At 71.3% G+C, this 16,746-nt stretch carries 15 protein-coding genes and 2 tRNA genes; 6 read left to right on the plus strand and 11 right to left on the minus strand.

The features are described from left to right. Nucleotides 1–115 precede the first annotated feature (115 nt). The 3 genes from F1D97_RS03310 (at nt 116) to F1D97_RS03320 (ending at nt 2,631) form a co-directional block, all read left to right on the plus strand. Nucleotides 116–637: a sigma-70 family RNA polymerase sigma factor gene (locus tag F1D97_RS03310; RefSeq protein ID WP_236122308.1), complete on the plus strand. Its 522-nt coding sequence runs from the start codon at nt 116–118 to the stop codon at nt 635–637. Beyond that, a complete protein-coding gene (locus F1D97_RS03315) occupies nt 630–2,057 on the plus strand; it encodes a hypothetical protein (RefSeq protein WP_236122309.1) in 1,428 nt (475 codons plus the stop codon). The genes F1D97_RS03310 and F1D97_RS03315 overlap by 8 nt, the downstream gene beginning before the upstream one ends. 199 nt (nt 2,058–2,256) lie before the next feature. Then, entirely contained in the window at nt 2,257–2,631 is a 375-nt protein-coding gene (locus F1D97_RS03320) for a hypothetical protein (RefSeq protein ID WP_236122310.1), read from the plus strand. A gap of 253 nt (nt 2,632–2,884) precedes the next feature. Here the strand turns inward: F1D97_RS03320 and F1D97_RS03325 are convergent. The 11 genes from F1D97_RS03325 to dnaA form a co-directional block, all read right to left on the minus strand. Continuing rightward, nucleotides 2,885–2,957 (minus strand) — tRNA-Ala (locus F1D97_RS03325). Between the two features lie 27 nt (nt 2,958–2,984). Beyond that, nucleotides 2,985–3,104, minus strand: a complete 120-nt coding sequence (locus tag F1D97_RS03330) for a DLW-39 family protein (RefSeq protein ID WP_214347075.1) — start codon at nt 3,102–3,104, stop codon at nt 2,985–2,987. Between the two features lie 23 nt (nt 3,105–3,127). Beyond that, nucleotides 3,128–3,201, minus strand: a tRNA-Ile gene (locus tag F1D97_RS03335). Between the two features lie 104 nt (nt 3,202–3,305). Next, nucleotides 3,306–4,223 (minus strand): DUF3566 domain-containing protein, encoded by a 918-nt coding sequence (locus F1D97_RS03340; protein ID WP_236122311.1) that lies wholly within the window; start codon nt 4,221–4,223, stop codon nt 3,306–3,308. Further along, nucleotides 4,220–6,826: a DNA gyrase subunit A gene (gyrA, locus tag F1D97_RS03345; RefSeq protein ID WP_236122312.1), complete on the minus strand. Its 2,607-nt coding sequence runs from the start codon at nt 6,824–6,826 to the stop codon at nt 4,220–4,222. The genes F1D97_RS03340 and gyrA overlap by 4 nt, the downstream gene beginning before the upstream one ends. Before the next feature lie 105 nt (nt 6,827–6,931). After that, nucleotides 6,932–8,962: a DNA topoisomerase (ATP-hydrolyzing) subunit B gene (gyrB, locus tag F1D97_RS03350; protein ID WP_236122313.1), complete on the minus strand. Its 2,031-nt coding sequence runs from the start codon at nt 8,960–8,962 to the stop codon at nt 6,932–6,934. A 211-nt stretch (nt 8,963–9,173) separates the two neighbouring features. Beyond that, the gene (locus F1D97_RS03355; RefSeq protein ID WP_236122314.1) at nt 9,174–9,752 is read right to left on the minus strand and encodes a DUF721 domain-containing protein; all 579 of its coding nucleotides are present in this window, start codon (nt 9,750–9,752) and stop codon (nt 9,174–9,176) included. Then, complete coding sequence (recF, locus tag F1D97_RS03360; protein ID WP_236122315.1) at nt 9,742–10,941, minus strand: DNA replication/repair protein RecF; 1,200 nt, start codon at nt 10,939–10,941, stop codon at nt 9,742–9,744. Before recF ends, F1D97_RS03355 begins: the two co-directional genes overlap by 11 nt. Before the next feature lie 39 nt (nt 10,942–10,980). After that, the gene (gnd, locus tag F1D97_RS03365; RefSeq protein ID WP_236122316.1) at nt 10,981–11,874 is read right to left on the minus strand and encodes a phosphogluconate dehydrogenase (NAD(+)-dependent, decarboxylating); all 894 of its coding nucleotides are present in this window, start codon (nt 11,872–11,874) and stop codon (nt 10,981–10,983) included. 53 nt (nt 11,875–11,927) lie between these two features. After that, the gene (gene dnaN / locus F1D97_RS03370; protein ID WP_236122317.1) at nt 11,928–13,058 is read right to left on the minus strand and encodes a DNA polymerase III subunit beta; all 1,131 of its coding nucleotides are present in this window, start codon (nt 13,056–13,058) and stop codon (nt 11,928–11,930) included. A gap of 730 nt (nt 13,059–13,788) precedes the next feature. Beyond that, nucleotides 13,789–15,327 carry a chromosomal replication initiator protein DnaA gene (gene dnaA / locus F1D97_RS03375; protein ID WP_236122318.1) on the minus strand — a complete coding sequence of 513 codons (1,539 nt, stop codon included), beginning with the start codon at nt 15,325–15,327 and terminating at the stop codon, nt 13,789–13,791. 617 nt (nt 15,328–15,944) lie between these two features. Here dnaA and rpmH point away from each other — a divergent pair. From rpmH to yidD, 3 genes are read left to right on the plus strand one after another with little or no spacing between them, the layout of a single operon-like run. Then, entirely contained in the window at nt 15,945–16,082 is a 138-nt protein-coding gene (rpmH, locus tag F1D97_RS03380; protein WP_010849920.1) for a 50S ribosomal protein L34, read from the plus strand. Nucleotides 16,083–16,093: 11 nt separating this feature from the next. Further along, nucleotides 16,094–16,453, plus strand: coding sequence for a ribonuclease P protein component (rnpA, locus tag F1D97_RS03385; RefSeq protein WP_236122319.1), 360 nt, complete (start codon nt 16,094–16,096; stop codon nt 16,451–16,453). Further along, nucleotides 16,450–16,746 (plus strand): membrane protein insertion efficiency factor YidD, encoded by a 297-nt coding sequence (yidD, locus tag F1D97_RS03390; RefSeq protein ID WP_236122320.1) that lies wholly within the window; start codon nt 16,450–16,452, stop codon nt 16,744–16,746. Before rnpA ends, yidD begins: the two co-directional genes overlap by 4 nt.

Below are 16,746 nucleotides of genomic sequence, written 5' to 3' on the forward strand. Positions count from 1 at the left end.
CACGCCTGCGCTCGGCCGCCCGACCGCGGCCGCCCAACCGAATCCCGCTCGGCCCCGTTCTGTTGGCGACAGGTCGGCCCGACCAAGGGGGACAGACGCAGTGGCATGGGAACAGATGCTCGACAGGGTGGTGCGTGAGCGCTACCCACGGCTGCTCGCGCACGCGACGCTGCTGACCGGCAACCGCGCGGACGCGCAGGACGTGCTGCAGGACGCGCTCGTCGCGACGTTCTCGGGACGTGCGCGCTTCGCGACGGTGGCCGAGGCAGAGGCGTATGTACGACGAGCGGTCACGTCTCGGTACATCGACACCGTCCGGCGCCGCGACTCCGAGCGGCGCGCGCTGCGCACCGTCGGCTCGCGGCCGGTGCGGCCCGTCGAGCTCGAGCCGACGGGCGTCGCCCGCGAGCTCGTCGACGCGCTCGCCACCCTCCCGGCGCGCGAGCGCGCCTGCGTGGTCCTGCGCCACGTGGAGGACCTGTCCCTGCGCTCGACCGCCGAGGCCCTGGGCCTCAGCGAGGGAGCGGTCAAGAGGTACACGGCCGACGGGCTCGCGGCGCTCAACGCGCTGCTGGGGACCACGGCCGGCGACGACGAGCACGTCGTCGTGCGGATGAAGGAGGTGCGCGATGCGTGAGCTGGACGCTCTGGTGAACGAGGCGCTCGACGCCGACGAGGACGCCCTGACCCGGGTGCTGAGCCTCGAGGACCTGCTGATCGACGTGCGCCGCCGCACGCGCCGACGCCGCGTCGTGCGGACCGCCACGACCTCGGTCTCGTCCGCGGCCGCCGTCGGGCTCGTCGCCGTCGGCGCGTACGCCCTCGCGGGCGCCGACCACCCGAAGCCGAACCCCGCCCAGACCACCACGCCGCACGAGACCGCGACGGCCACCCCGACCCCCTCACCGACCACGCAGGCACCCGCCCCGACCACCAGTCCGGATCCCGGCGCCCGCAGCGTCCCGACGGCCGACCCGGCGTCGGTGCTCGCTGACGCGGGGACCGCGTTCCAGGTGTTCGGCCCCGACGGGTCCGTCCTCGACGCCGTCGAGCTCGCCGCGTCCGGACCTGTCGCAGCCGGGGCCGACGACTTCCGCACCCAGGTGCCGGGGTTCCCCGACCGCCCGAGCAACATCGCCGCGACGTCCACCGAGGGCGTGTACGTCGCGTCGCGGTACCAGGACAGCGACGAGGACAACCCCTACCCGGGGAGCGACGTGGGCACGTGGGACGGGTCGACGTTCCGGCCCTGGACCAGCACCACGACGATCGTGGACGAGGACGAGGTCCGCATGGTCGGTCCGCTCACCGTCGCGGACGGCTGGGTCGCCTGGCTCGAGAGCACCGGTCACGACTGGTGGATCGGCCGGTGGCGGGTGTTCGCGGCCCGCGAGGACGGCAGCGACCTGCACCTCGTCGCACGCAACGAGGACTTCCTCGACCCCGCGCTCGACGAGACGGTGCCCGACTCGACGGTCGTGATCCTCGACGGCCGCGTCTACTGGTCGACGGTCCGGCCCGACCTGACGCCCGGCGACCACGTCGACGAGTCCGACACGGTCGTCGTCTCCCGGGCGCTCGACGGCACCGGCGAGGTCCGCCTCGAGGCCGTCGGCGCCACGCTCGTCGCCGGCGGGTTCGGCCACCTCGTGGTGCACATGACCGATCCCGGGTCGGGCGGTCTCGTGACGGGACTGCTGAAGGACGGCCGGCTGCGCCCGCTCGTCGCGAACGGCGGCGAGCTGGTGGCCGTGGGCGACGGCTTCGTCGCCTTCGGCCACGAGAGCGACCTGTACGTCCTCGGCCTCGACGAGCCCACGCTGGGCCGGATCTCGATACCCGGCGTCGAGGGCGGCGGCCGCGTCGTCGCCGATGCGGGCCATGTGGGGTGGACGGTGCGCATGCTCGAGGGAGACGACGAGCTGCTGCTGCACTACGACGTCGGCGGCGACGTGCTGCGCAGCACCGATGCCGCGTCCGCGTGGGCGACGCACGCGGGTGTCATCGACACGAGCGACTACCCGGACCCGTGGACGCTCGTGGAGTGGACGGACTGACGCACTGCCCGCATGCACGAGGCCCCCGACCACGTCCGGTCGGGGGCCTCGTCGTCACCCCGGCGCCGACTGCGCACGTTCGGGTTCCAGCGCACACCTTCTGCGTGCGCACTCGCGCACGAACGTGCGCGGTCGCCGGAGGGTACGGCGGGGGAGGGGCGGTCAGGGTCAGCATGGTCGACACGAACATGGAGCCCTCGTGACGGCGCTCCTCGACGACGGGGAGCTGCGGCCGCTGAGCGTCACGCCCGTCTCGGACCTGGCGGTCGGCGATCACTTCGTCGCCGTCGGCGACGGCGCCGACCTCTACCTCGTGTGGTTCGACGAGCCGCGGGTCACCCGCCTGAGGGCGCCCGGCGTCGAGGCGGCCACCCCGTTCGTCGCGGACGCGACCCACGTCGGCTGGCGCGCCACGCTGCGAGACGGAGGCGGGCGCGTGAACGTCCGCTACGACCTCACCACGAACACGCTGCGCACGACCGACTCGACGGTCGTCTGGGCCACCGGCACCGGCGCGTTGCCCTCCACCGCGGACAGCCCCGAGCCCTGGACCATCGTGGAATGGGCCGACTGACGCGCCCGTGAGGAGCGAGTGGCCCCGGACCGCCACCGGTCCGGGGCCACATCGTCGTCACGCCGACCACCCCACTGCACACGAACGTTGGCGGCGGGGCTGGGACCATGTTGGTGGAGCAGGCTCAGGCTGCCGGATGGATGAGGCACCTACTGGCGCAACAACGAACGAGAGCCCGGCCGATGGCCGGGCTCCCCACGATGAACGATGACGCGGGACATCGATGAACGATGCCCCGCGTCATCACACTGGGTGGAGCCAAGGGGACTCGAACCCCTAACCCCCTGCTTGCAAAGCAGGTGCGCTACCAATTGCGCCATGGCCCCCGGCTCGGCCAGGGGCCGAGGGGTCGATCACTCGAAGGTGTCGGTGACCTCCGACCACAGGTCCCGCTCGTCGCGGTCCTGCGCGACCTTCTGGTACACGACGTATCCGACGGCGGCCAGGGCCACCAGGAGCAGGAGCTTCTTCATCGGGTCCCCCACGTGGTCGGGAGTGGGCCTAACAGGACTTGAACCTGTGACCTCTTCCTTATCAGGGAAGCGCTCTAACCGTCTGAGCTATAGGCCCGTCGCGCGCAGCAAGCGCTGCGCGCCGGATGAGACTACCCCAGCGCGGGCCCGCCGCCCAAACCGGCGACGGCCCGCCGAGGTGCCTCGTGGGTCACTCGTGCGTCACTCGTCGGTCATCGTCACGTGCAGCCCGCCGACGAGCGCCGCGACGATGTTGTAGAGGAACGCGCCGATCGTGGCGAGCGCGGTCAGCAGGAACACGTCGACCACGGCCACGAGCGTCGCACCCGAGATCACGCGCTTGAACTCGACGTACTGCAGCACGTCGACGTTCGACTCGGTCCCCGTGACCTGGGTGACCAGGTCGTTGATGTTCGTGAACACGTGCAGGCCGTTGAGCGTGTACCAGACCACCGCGACGGCCACGACGAGCAGGATGCCGAACGCCACGGACAGCAGGAACGACAGCTTCATGACCGACCACGGGTCGATCCGGGAGATCGCCAGGCGCACGCGGCGCGGACCGCCCGCGGCGGTGACCGTGGGGATCCGGCCGGTGGCAGGACGAGCGCCCGCCGTGCCCGACGCAGGGGCGGTGGTCGACGTGCGCGGCGGGACCGACGGCGGGTTGGTGCCGGTCGCGCCCGCGGACGCCGGCGGCGCCGTGGGGGTCGTGGTCATGGCGGGGTCCTCGTTCCGGGGCCGGGTGGCCGTGGAGATCTTGGCGCTCGTGGCGCCGGCCGCCTTCTTGAGCCAGGCGGAGGTCTTGTCCACGGCCGCCATGAGCGGGGTGGGCGGGTCGTGCGGCTGCGTGCCCGACGGGCTCGCGCTCGTCGTGCCGACGCGCGCGGCGTAGTCGGAGTGCTCGGTGCGCTCGGAGTGATCGGTGCGCTCGGTGTCGGGCGCCTCGTGCTCGTCGTCCCGCGGGGGCGTCGGCACGGGGTCCGGGCGGACCGCCGTGCCGTGCGACGGCCCGTTCCCGCCCGAGTCCCTGCCGCCGGGCGACGCGACCGTGCGCGCCGACGACGACGAGCTCGGGCGGTTGCGGGGCGGGATCGAGGGGGGAGCGGGGTCCGTCATGCGTCCTCCGTGGGCGTGTCGGGCGCGTCAGCCGCGCTCGGGTCAGCCGCCGGGTCAGGGTCGGTGGCGACGCCGGACGCGTCGCTCTCGCCGACCACGGTACCGGCATCGTCCTGCTCCTGGCGCTCGGTGTTGCGAGCGACCGCGATGATCCGGTCGCCCGAGTCGGGCTTGGCGAAGATGACGCCCTGCGTCGTGCGGCCCGTGGCGTGCACCTCCGCGACCGCGGAACGCACGACCTTCCCGCGTTCCATGATCACCAGCACCTCGTCGTTCCCGTCGACGACGAGCGCGCCGACGAGGTCGCCGTTCTGCTCGGGCAGGTTCGCGACCCGGATGCCGAAGCCGTTGCGGCCCTGCTGGCGGTAGTTCTCCACCGACAGCGCGGTGCGCTTGGCGATGCCGCCCTCCGTGACCGTGAACAGGAACGCGTCCTCGCGGACCACGTCCGCGGCCAGCAGCTCGTCGTCGCCCCGGAACTTCATGCCGGTGACACCGCTGGTCGCACGGCCCATCGGGCGCAGCTGCTCGTCGTCGGCGGTGAACCGGATCGACTGGCCCTGGCGCGAGACCAGGATCATGTCCTGGTCCGCGTCGACCAGCCGCGCGGACACCAGCTCGTCGGGCCGGCCCTCGTCGTCCTCGCGCAGGTTGATCGCGATGACGCCGCCGGAGCGGTTCGAGTCGTAGTCCGTCAGGCGGGTCTTCTTCACCAGGCCGCGCTTGGTCGCGAGCACCAGGTACTCCGCCTGCTCGTAGTCGCGCAGCGCCAGGACCTGCGCGATCTTCTCGTCGGGCTGGAACGCCAGCAGGTTCGCGACGTGCTGACCCTTCGCGTCACGGCCGCCCTCGGGCAGCTCGTACGCCTTCGCGCGGTACACGCGCCCCAGGTTCGTGAAGAACAGCAGCCAGTGGTGCGTCGTCGTGACGAAGAAGTGGTCGACGATGTCGTCCTCGCGCAGCTGGGCGCCCTTGACACCCTTGCCGCCGCGACGCTGCGCGCGGTAGTTGTCGCTGCGCGTGCGCTTGGCGTAGCCGCCGCGGGTGATCGTGACGACCATCTCCTCCTCGGCGATGAGGTCCTCGACCGACACCTCGCCGTCGAACGGCAGGATCTGCGTGCGGCGCTCGTCGCCGTACTTGTCGACGATCTCCGCGAGCTCGGTCGACACGATGTCCCGCTGCCGCTGCTCCGAGGCCAGGATCGCGTTGTACTCCGCGATCTCCGCCTCGAGCACCGCGTACCGGTCCAGGATCTCCTGGCGCTGCAGCGCGGCCAGGCGGCGCAGCTGCAGGTTGAGGATCGCGTTCGCCTGGATCTCGTCGACGTCCAGCAGCTCCATGAGGCCCGTGCGCGCCTCGTCGGCGTCGGGGGAGCGGCGGATCAGCGCGATGACCTCGTCGAGCGCGTCGAGCGCCTTGAGGTAGCCGCGGTAGATGTGGATCTGCTCCTCCGCCTTGCGCAGGCGGTACGCCGTGCGCCGGCGGATCACGTCGAGCTGGTGCGCCGTCCAGTGCCGCACGAACGCGTCGATCGACAGCGTGCGCGGCACCCCGTCGACGAGCGCGAGCATGTTCGCGCCGAACGTGTCCTGCAGCTGCGTGTGCTTGTACAGGTTGTTGAGCACGACCTTCGCGACCGCGTCGCGCTTCAGCACGATCACGAGGCGCTGGCCGGTGCGGCCCGACGTCTCGTCGCGGATGTCCGCGATCCCGCCCACGCGGTTCTCGCGCACCAGGTCCGCGATCTTCTTCGCCAGCGCGTCCGGGTTCACCTGGTACGGCAGCTCGGTCACGACGAGGCAGATCCGGCCCTGGATCTCCTCGACCTCCACGACCGCGCGCATCGTGATCGAGCCACGGCCCGTGCGGTACGCCTCCTCGATGCCCTTGCGGCCGAGGATCGTCGCCGACGTCGGGAAGTCCGGGCCCTTGATGCGCTGCATCAGCGCCTCGAGCAGCTCCTCGCGGCTCGCGTCCGGGTGGTCCAGGTGCCACTGCACGCCCGCGGCGACCTCGCGCAGGTTGTGCGGCGGGATGTTCGTCGCCATGCCGACCGCGATGCCCGCCGAGCCGTTGACCAGCAGGTTCGGGAACCGGGCCGGCAGGACCTGCGGCTCCTGCGTGCGGCCGTCGTAGTTGTCGCCGAACTCGACCGTGTCCTCGTCGATGTCCCGCACCATCTCCATGGCGAGCGGGGCCATCTTGCACTCGGTGTACCGGGGCGCGGCCGCCGGGTCGTCACCGGGGGAGCCGAAGTTCCCCTGGCCCGCGACGAGCGGGTACCGCATCGACCAGTCCTGCACCAGGCGGACGAGCGCGTCGTAGATCGCGCCGTCACCGTGCGGGTGGTACTTGCCCATGACGTCGCCGACGACGCGGCTGCACTTCGAGAACTGGCGGTCCGGGCGGTAGCCGCCGTCGTACATCGCGTACAGCACGCGGCGGTGCACCGGCTTGAGGCCGTCGCGCACGTCGGGCAGCGCGCGCCCGACGATGACCGCCATCGCGTAGTCCAGGTACGACCGCTGCATCTCGAGCTGCAGGTCGACCTGGTCGATCCGGCCGTGCTCGATGCCGTCGTCGTTCGGGATGTCGGTCACGTCAGTCCTTCGGGTGGTACGGGGGCCAAGCTCGGAAAGTCAGTGCTGCGTTCGTCGATGCCTCTGCCGGTATCGACATCTTGCGGGGCTCGCTTCGCTCACTCCTCAGATGTCGAGGAACCGCACATCCTTGGCGTTGCGCTGGATGAAGGAACGACGAGCCTCGACGTCCTCCCCCATGAGGATCGAGAAGATCTCGTCGGCGGCCGCGGCCTCGTCCAGCGTGACCTGCAGCAGCGTGCGGTGCTCGGGCGACATGGTCGTCTCCCACAGCTCCGAGTAGTCCATCTCGCCGAGACCCTTGTAGCGCTGGATCGCGTTCTCCTTCGGCAGCCGCTTGCCGGCGGCCTGACCCTCGGCGATGAACGCGTCCCGCTCACGGTCCGAGTACACGTAGTCGTGCTCCGCGTTCGACCACTTGATCCGGTACAGCGGCGGCTGGGCCATGTACACGTGGCCGTTCTTGATGAGGTCCGGCATGTACCGGAACAGCAGCGTCAGCAGCAGCGTGCGGATGTGCTGGCCGTCGACGTCCGCGTCGGCCATGAGGACGATCTTGTGGTACCGCAGCTTGGCGATGTCGAAGTCCTCGCCGATGCCCGTGCCGAACGCCGTGATCAGCGCCTGCACCTCGAGGTTGCCCAGCGCCCGGTCGAGCCGCGCGCGCTCGACGTTGAGGATCTTGCCGCGGATCGGCAGGATCGCCTGCGTGCGCGGGTTGCGCCCACGCACCGCCGAACCACCGGCCGAGTCGCCCTCGACGATGAAGACCTCGCACTCCTCCGGGCGGTTCGACTGGCAGTCCTTGAGCTTGCCGGGCATGCCGCCCGACTCGAGCAGACCCTTGCGGCGCGTCGCCTCACGGGCCTTGCGGGCCGCCATGCGCGCGGCCGCGGCCTGGATCGACTTGCGGATGACGTCGCGCGCCTCGTTCGGGTGCGAGTCCAGCCAGTCGCCGAGCTGCTCGTTGACCACGCGCTGCACGAACGTCTTCGCCTCGGTGTTGCCGAGCTTCGTCTTCGTCTGGCCCTCGAACTGCGGCTCGCCGAGCTTCACGGAGATGACGGCCGTCAGGCCCTCGCGGATGTCGTCGCCCGTGAGGTTGTCGTCCTTGTCCTTCAGCAGGTTCTTCTCGCGCGCGTAGCGGTTGATGAGGCTCGTCATCGCCGCACGGAAGCCCTCCTCGTGCGTGCCGCCCTCGGTCGTCGAGATCGTGTTCGCGTACGTGTGGACCGACTCCGAGTAGGCCGTCGTCCACTGCATCGCGATCTCCACCGAGATCCGCTTCTCGGTGTCCTCCGACTCGAAGTCGATGACCTCCGGGTGCACGAGCTCGACCTTCTTCGCCGAGTTCAGGTGCTTCACGTAGTCGAGCAGGCCGTCGTCGTACCTGTACGTGACCGTGCGCGCGGCCGGCTTGTCCTCGGTGTCGGGTGCGTCGGCCTCGCCCGCGACCTCGTCCTCGGTGCCCAGGTGCCGCGGACGCTCGTCGGTGAGCGTGATCTGCAGGCCCTTGTTGAGGAACGCCATCTGCTGGAACCGGCTGCGCAGCGTCTCGAAGTCGTAGTCGACGGTCTCGAAGATCGTGTCGTCCGCCCAGAACGTCTGCTGCGTGCCCGTCGCGTCGGTCGGCTCGCCCTTGCGGATGCCGCCGACGGGGTGCCCGCCGTTCTCGAAGTCCATCTCCCACGTGAAGCCGTCACGCTTGACGACCGACTCCACGCGCCTGGACAGCGCGTTCACCACGGACACGCCGACGCCGTGCAGACCGCCCGAGACCGCGTAGCCGCCGCCGCCGAACTTGCCGCCCGCGTGCAGGATCGTCATGACGACCTCGAGCGTCGGCTTGCCCTCGGTCGGGTGGATCGCCACCGGGATGCCACGGCCGTTGTCGACGACACGCACGCCGCCGTCGGCCAGGAGCGTCACCTCGATGTGGTCGCAGTACCCGGCGAGCGCCTCGTCGACGGAGTTGTCGACGATCTCGTAGACCAGGTGGTGCAGTCCGCGCTCACCGGTCGACCCGATGTACATGCCGGGGCGCTTGCGGACCGCCTCCAGGCCTTCGAGGACGGTGATCGCGTCGGCGTCGTAGCTGCCGCCGGACTCGGGCTTGGGGCTGGGCTGCTCGGCCACGGGCGGGGGTGCTCCTCGAGATCTGCGAAACGCGCCGGAGCGGGCCGCCCGACCGCGAGGAGGGCAGATCACTCCGTGACGCTGGAGTTCCGGGCACCAGGGCGCCAGGAATGACCCTAGAAGTCTACCCGCACCACAGGCCTGGACCCCGCTGAAAGGCCCCCCGACGCCCGGCGGGTTCCGTGAAGGTCCGGAATCCGCGTGTGCGCGCTCACCCGTACGTGTCGCGCACGCCCCGGCCCTTGACGCTGCGCGGGCCCCGCCCGAACCCCGGACCGCCCGGGCCCTGCACCTCGATCTCGACGACGGCGCCCTCGCCGACCGCCTCCGCAAGCGTACGCAGCATCGTCGGCACCGCCCAGCGCAGGTTCGTCGCCCACGCCGTCGAGTCCGCCCGCATCGTCAGCACGCCGCCGTCGAACGACACGTACTGCGTGTGGGACGCGACCTCCTCGCCCAGGATCTCGGCCCACCGCGCCTGGATCGTGCCCGCCGTGACCCCCGGCGACCACGCGAGCTGGCCGATCAGCTGGTCGAGCGCCTCGCCGACCGTGCGCGGGTCACGCCCGCCCGGCCGCGCGTCGCCGAGCTGCACCTCACGACGACCGCGCGGCGCGTCACCCGGGCGCAGGCCGCGTCGTCGAGCGCTCTCCTTCGCGCGGCCCAGCGCCGCGGCCGCGACCTGGCGCTCGGGCGTGAGCTCGACGAGGTCGCGCAGCGCATGCGTACCGGTCCCGGTGCTCGCACCCGGGCGCGCGCTCGTCGTGCGTCCCGCCTGGTCAGAGGACACGCGAGACCTCGCCCGCCATGACGTCGACGCGGCCGCCGGCCAGCGGCTCCGGCACGTCCGCCGCGACCGCCGCCGTGATGAGCACCTGACGCGCGGGCGCGACGAGCTCCGCGAGCCGCTCACGGCGGCGGGCGTCGAGCTCGGCGAACACGTCGTCCAGGATGAGCACCGGCTCGTCGTCCGGTCCACCCTGCAGCCCGCCCGCCGTGAGCACGCGCCACGACGCGAGGCGCAGCGCGAGCGCGAACGACCAGGACTCGCCGTGGCTCGCGTACCCCTTCGCCGGCAGGTCCGCGAGCGTGAGCACCAGGTCGTCGCGGTGCGGTCCGACGAGGCACACGCCGCGCTCGATCTCCTTGGGGCGCAGGCGACCCATCGCCTCCAGGAGCTGCGCCTCGACCAGCTCGACGGGTGCGTCGTCGGTGCTCGTCGAGCCGGCCGGGCTCGTCGCCTGCTCCAGCGCACCGTCGAGCGACGCCTTGTACGCGATGCGCGCCGCGCCCTGCCCCGCGCTGACCTGCTCGTACGCGGCGGCGACGTGCGGCGCGAGCTGCGCGACGAGCCGGCGACGCTCCACGACGATCTGCGCACCCAGCTGCGCGAGCTTGCCGTCCCACACGTCCAGCGTGCGCAGGTCCGCACCGCCCTGCCGCGACCGCGCCGCCGCACCCGCCGACTTCAGCAGCGCCGAACGCTGCCGCAGCACGCGCTCGTAGTCCGCGACCGTCGCCGCCGTGCGCGGCGCGAGCTGCACGAGCAGCGCGTCGAGGAACCGCCGGCGGCCGTCCGGGTCGCCCTTGACGAGCGCGAGGTCCTCCGGCGCGAACAGCACCGTGTGCAGGATGCCCAGCACGTCACGCGCCCGGACCGGGCTCCCGCCGTTGACGCGCGCCCGGTTCGCCTTGCCCGCCGTGATCTCGACCTCGACGACCGTCGCGCGCGGCCGCCCCGGCTCGAGCTCACGCACCACCTTGGCCCCCACGACCGCACGCTGCTGACCAGCACGGATCAGCGCCGCGTCCGTCGGGACACGGTGGCTGCCGAGCGTCGCGACGTACCCGATCGCCTCGACGAGGTTCGTCTTGCCCTGGCCGTTCGGGCCGACGAACGCCGTGATGCCCGGGTCGAGCTCGACGTCGGCGTGCGCGTAGGACCGGAAGTCGGTGAGCTGCAGGTGGGCGACGTGCACGGCGGTGTCTTCGGGTCCGGATCTCGGGTGGGGCGCGGGTCAGGCGGGCGGGGCGGGCTTGACCGCGTGGCCGCCGAACTGCTGACGCAGCGCCGCGACGGCCTTCATGGCCGGGGACTCGCCCTGGCGGGACGCGAACCGGGCGAACAGCGCGGCCGAGATCACCGGTGCCGGCACCGCGAGGTCGATCGCCTCGTCGACCGTCCACCGGCCCTCGCCCGAGTCCTCGACCCAGTCGTCGATCGCCGCGAGGCCCGGGTCCTGCTCGAGCGCCCGCACGAGGAGCTCGAGCAGCCAGGACCGCACGACCGTGCCCTGGGTCCACGCGCGCATCGTCCCGTGCACGTCCGTGACCAGGTCCTTCGCCGCGAGCAGCTCGTAGCCCTCGGCGTACGCCTGCATCAGGCCGTACTCGATGCCGTTGTGCACCATCTTCGAGTAGTGCCCCGCGCCGACCGTGCCGGCGTGCACGAACCCGTCCGCGCGCTCGCCCTCCGGCCGCAGCGCGTCGAACACCGGCATCGCGCGCTCCACGAGCTCGGCATCACCGCCGACCATGAGGCCGTACCCGTTCTCCAGTCCCCACACACCGCCCGAGACCCCCGCGTCGACGAACCCGATGCCGTGCTCGCGCAGCAGCGCCGCGTGCGGCTCGTCGTCCTGGTAGTACGAGTTCCCGCCGTCGATGACCAGGTCACCCGCCGTCAGCAGACCCGCGAGGTCGTGGATCACCGCGTCCGTGACCGCGCCCGACGGGACCATGACCCACACGACGCGCTCGCCCGCGGGCAGCGCCTCGACCAGCGCCTCGAGCGACGGCACGTCCGTGACGTCGGGATTGCGGTCGTACCCGACGACCTCGATCCCGGACCGGCGGATGCGCTCGCGCATGTTCGCGCCCATCTTGCCCAGCCCGACCAGACCGATCCTCATGACGCTCGTCCTTCCCTCGCTCCGCCGCGGGCCACCCGCCGCGCCCCGGGTCGTCAGCTCGCGAAGCGGATCGGCACCAGCAGGTAGCGGTACGTCTTGTCGTCCTCGCCCTCGAGCGAGCCCTGACCCGTGAACTCGACCGGCTTGTTCGGGTGCGTGAACGACATCCGCACGAACGGGGTGTCGAGCGCGCCCAGGCCGTCGGCCAGGAACTGCGGGTTGAACGCCACCGAGATGTCCTCGCCGTCGAGCGTCGCCTCGAGCGCCTCCGACGCCTGCGCGTCGTCGCCCTGACCCGCGTCGAGCACGACCTGGCCCTGCGAGAACGACAGACGGATCGGGGTGTTGCGCTCCGCGACGAGCGCGACACGCTTCGCCGCCTCCACCAGCGGGGACGTCGCGACGACCGCGTGGATGGGCGTCTCGTCGGGGAACAGCCGGCGCACGGGCGGGTAGTCGCCGTCGACGAGCAGGCTCGTGCTCTGGCGGCCGCCGGCCTCGAAGCCGATCAGGTCCACGCCCGCACCCGTCGACAGGCTCACCGTGACGGAGCCGGCGCTGCCCAGGGACTTCGCGGCGTCCGACAGGGTGCGGGCGCGCACGAGCGCGACCGTCGAGATGTCCGGCGACGCCGGCGTCCACGTGAGCTCGCGCAGCGCGAGGCGGTAGCGGTCCGTCGCCAGGAGCGTGACCTTCTCGCCCTCGATCTCCACGCGCACACCCGTGAGCAGCGGGAGCGTGTCGTCGCGGCTCGCCGCGACCGACACCTGCGCGACCGCGTGCGTCAGGGCGTCACCGTCGACCGTGCCCGTCACCGGCGGCATCACCGGGAGGTTCGGGTAGTCCTCGACGGGCATCGTGAGGAGCGTGAAGCGGCTCGCGCCACACGTCACGACGACCTTCGTGCCGTCGAGCGTCACGTCGACCGGCTTGTCGGGCAGCGCACGCGAGATCTCCGCCAGCAGACGACCCGACACCAGGACCGTGCCCGGCTCGGAGACGTCCGCGGGGATCTGCGAGCGTGCGGACACCTCGTAGTCGAAGCTCGAGAGCTGGATGACACCGGTCGCGTCGGCCTCGATGCGCACGCCCGCCAGGACCGGCACCGGAGGACGGGTCGGCAAGCTGCGCGCCGTCCAGGTGACGGCCTCGGCGAGAACGTCCCGCTCGACCCGGAACCTCATGGATCACAACCTCTCGTCGTTCTCACTGCTCAGTCGTCACGCGAACACTACGCGAGTGGTCCGACGCGGGGAGTCCCGCCGTTCGTGTCATTCGCCGGGCGGAGGTCGTCGTCGTCCTCGTCCGTCCTGGTCGGCGGTCGTCGCGCGTCGCGCGAGGCGGCCGCCGTGCACGCAGCGAAGGTGTGTGGATCCTCTGCGTAGGAATCTGTCGTCGTCGTCATCGCCCTTGTGCACGGTGTGGACAACCGGGTGTCGTCGCAGGTCGCGTCGCCGACGGCCGTGTGCAGCCGGCGTGTGGACGACGAGGCCCGGGCTGTGGGCGAGGGTGCACGGTCGATTTCCTGTCGCTCGTCGTCCACCGTGGCGTCCCCGGCCGTCCACATGACAGGGCTCGTCGTCCACCGTTGTCCACAGGACTGTTCACAGGTGTGTGTATTCGTCCCATGCATGTCTCCATCTGGGGATGAAGGTGGGGGCCGGAGGCTCCCGAGATGTCCGAATCTGTCCCGTTCTCGTGCCGAGCTCGGTGATGGGATCTGTCGCGGATGGCAAACACCCAGGTCAGCGCGTTGTTCGCGAAGCGGTCAGAGTGCCCCGCGGCCGATCGGGTGACGTTCTGCACATAGTCCACAGGTCCGTGGGCAGCCTTGTGGAAAAACCTGTGCATCCACAGGTGTGACGCGTCTCCCACCAGGCCGGCAGCGCCTCGCCTGGGGGCGGCGTCGGACGGTCAGCTGCGGCTCTGCTGCTTGATGCGGTTCGTGAGCTCCGTGACCTGGTTGTAGATCGAGCGGCGCTCCGCCATGAGCTCGCGGATCTTGCGGTTCGCGTGCATCACCGTCGTGTGGTCACGACCGCCGAACGCCTGGCCGATCTTCGGCAGCGACAGGTCCGTGAGCTCGCGGCACAGGTACATCGCGATCTGGCGGGCCGTCACCAGCACGCGCGAGCGCGACGAGCCGCACAGGTCGTCGATCGTCAGCCCGAAGTACGCCGCGGTCTGCCCGATCACCTGCGTCGCGGTGATCTCCGTCGTCTGGTCGTCGGTGATGAGGTCCTTGAGCACGATCTCGGCGAGCGACAGGTCCACCTGCTGGCGGTTCAGGCTCGCGAACGCCGTGACGCGGATCAGCGCACCCTCGAGCTCGCGGATGTTCGTCGAGATCTTGGACGCGATGTACTCCAGCACGTCCGGCGGCGCCTGCATGTTGTCCCCGCCGGCCTTCTTGCGCAGGATCGCGATGCGCGTCTCGAGGTCCGGCGGCTGCACGTCCGTGATCAGGCCCCACTCGAAGCGGGAACGCATCCGGTCCTCGAAGCCGTTCAGCTGCTTCGGCGGCAGGTCCGACGTGATCACGACCTGCTTGTTCGCGTTGTGCAGCGTGTTGAACGTGTGGAAGAACTCCTCCATCGTCTGTTCCTTGCCCTGCAGGAACTGGATGTCGTCGATGAGGAGCACGTCGACCTCGCGGTAGCGGCGCTGGAACGCGCCCGCCTTGCCCTCCGAGATCGAGTTGATGAAGTCGTTCGTGAACTCCTCGGAGTTCACGTACCGCACCCGCACGCTCGGGTAGAGGTTCTGCGCGTAGTGACCGATCGCGTGCAGCAGGTGGGTCTTGCCCAGCCCGGAGTCGCCGTAGATGAACAGCGGGTTGTACGCCTTCGCCGGCGCCTCGGCCACCGCGACCGCGGCGGCGTGCGCGAACCGGTTGGACGAGCCGATGACGAACGTCTCGAACAGGTAGTTCGGGTTGAGGCGCGCGGGCTCCGCTGCCTGCCGGCGGGTCGACGGGATCTCGCGGCGGGGCTCGTCGCGCTGCTCGGGCAGCTCGTGCGCGCGCGGGTGGGAGTCGGCGACGGCCAGGGGAGCGGGCGCGTGCGTGTCGGCCTCGAGCTCGGGACCCCCGGCCGGGTGCTCGCCCCGGGGCGGCTCGGGCGGGCTCGTCGTGAAGCCGACGGACGGCGCCGTCGTCATCGCGCGGACCGCGGGGGGCGCGTCGTCGACGAGCTGCGGGTCGACCGTGATCGCGAACCGACCGTCCCGGCCGAGCGCGTCGGTCAGCGCATCCGTGACCTCGGTGCGCACCTTCGTCTCGAGGTACTCCTTGGTGTACTCGTTGCCGACCGCGAGGATCAGCGTGCCGTCGAGCAGGCCGAGAGGCTGCGCGAGCCGGACGAACGCCAGCTGGCGCTGCGTGATGTCCGGGCTGGCCTCGAGCGTCGTCACGACGTGACCCCAGACTCGAGTGAGCTCTTCGTCCTGTGCCACGTCCTACCTCGAGTCGTCTCGTCCGTTCGACCAGCGAGTCTCGCACGGAGCTCGGCTGTCCACACAGTTGTCCACACCTGTGCGCCGCGCTCGACGGGGGTTGTCGAGGCCGTCCGGCGGCCGAGATCCGCATGACGACGCGGTTCCTCGTCGAACCGCGGCCGTCCGGCGCACCTGGGGGTGAGGATCGTGTCGTCCACAGGGAACGACGAGGGTCGATGCTAGTGTTGGCAACCGCCCGAGGGCAGTGCCCGAGAGGGTGAGGAATGCCGCTTCCGAGCGGGACCCGCCGCGTTCGTCGTCCGTACGTCCGCAGGTCAGGGGCTCGTACGTCAAGCGGCCGAGCACCGGTGGCTCGGTCCTTCCCCCGCCCACGCGTGGTCGATGCCACAACCCGCCCTCGGTGCCGAGCCGCCGACGTGCGGCTTCCTCGGCGTCGGCATTTGACCGCTCCGAGCCTCCCGGCGTACCGTTGTGCAGCCTTTTGATGGCTCCTGCTGGCGCGCCCAGACGCCGCACGCACGCATGTGCGTGTCCCTGAGGAGCAGTCGAGCCCGGCAGACAGTCTTGGTCGCGCGTTCCGCGCGCCCATCCGATGGACCAGTGGGAGAACTCTCGTGAGCAAGCGCACGTTCCAGCCGAACAACCGGCGCCGCGCCAAGACGCACGGCTTCCGTCTGCGCATGCGGACCCGCGCGGGCCGCGCGATCCTCGCCGCTCGTCGGCGCAAGGGTCGCGCCGAGCTCTCGGCCTGACCCCAGCGTCGGTGCTGCCCGCCGCGCACCGGATGCGTCACTCCGCCGACTTCGAGCAGGCGGTGCGACGCGGTGCGCGAGGCGGTCGGGAGACGTTGGTGGTGCATCTGACGACGCGAACCGACCCCGGGCCTGACGGCCCGGTGGTCGGTTTCGTCGTGTCCAAGGCCGTGGGCAACGCGGTCGTGCGCAACCGCGTCAAGCGGCGCCTGCGGGCGCTCGTGGGGGAGCGGCTCACCTCGCTGCCGGCGTCCGCGTCGCTCGTCGTCCGCGCTCAGGTGGCGGCGGCGGACGCCACGTACGGCCGGCTCGGATCGGACCTGGACGGCGCGCTGCGGACCGCGGTGCGCCGCGCGGAGGCGGCGCGATGAGCATCGTGCGTTCCGTCCTGGTCTGGCTGCTCCGCGCGCCCGGACGTGTACTTCTCGGTCTTCTCTGGTTGTACCAGCACGTGGTGTCGCCGCTGACCCCGCCCACCTGCCGGTACTACCCGTCCTGCTCCCAGTACGCCGTGATCGCGATCCGTCGCCACGGCGCTGCGCGCGGGACCTGGCTCGCCGGCCGACGGCTGCTGCGCTGCCACCCCTGGACGCCCGGCGGTGTCGACGACGTGCCTCCCGCACGCCCGTCGAGCCGACTTCACGTGGCGCACGGCGCCCACTGA

The organism is Cellulomonas palmilytica (assembly GCF_021590045.1).
Taxonomy (GTDB): Bacteria; Actinomycetota; Actinomycetes; order Actinomycetales; family Cellulomonadaceae; genus Cellulomonas; species Cellulomonas palmilytica.

Excerpts from the sequence above, each read along its gene's own strand:
- F1D97_RS03310 (WP_236122308.1), top strand. The coding sequence starts at position 116 with ATGCTCGACAGGGTGGTGCGTGAGCGCTACCCACGGCTGCTCGCGCAC.
- F1D97_RS03315 (WP_236122309.1), top strand. The coding sequence starts at position 630 with ATGCGTGAGCTGGACGCTCTGGTGAACGAGGCGCTCGACGCCGACGAG.
- F1D97_RS03330 (WP_214347075.1), bottom strand. The coding sequence starts at position 3,104 with ATGAAGAAGCTCCTGCTCCTGGTGGCCCTGGCCGCCGTCGGATACGTC.
- F1D97_RS03340 (WP_236122311.1), bottom strand. The coding sequence starts at position 4,223 with ATGACGGACCCCGCTCCCCCCTCGATCCCGCCCCGCAACCGCCCGAGC.
- gnd (WP_236122316.1), bottom strand. The coding sequence starts at position 11,874 with ATGAGGATCGGTCTGGTCGGGCTGGGCAAGATGGGCGCGAACATGCGC.
- dnaN (WP_236122317.1), bottom strand. The coding sequence starts at position 13,058 with ATGAGGTTCCGGGTCGAGCGGGACGTTCTCGCCGAGGCCGTCACCTGG.
- yidD (WP_236122320.1), top strand. The coding sequence starts at position 16,450 with ATGAGCATCGTGCGTTCCGTCCTGGTCTGGCTGCTCCGCGCGCCCGGA.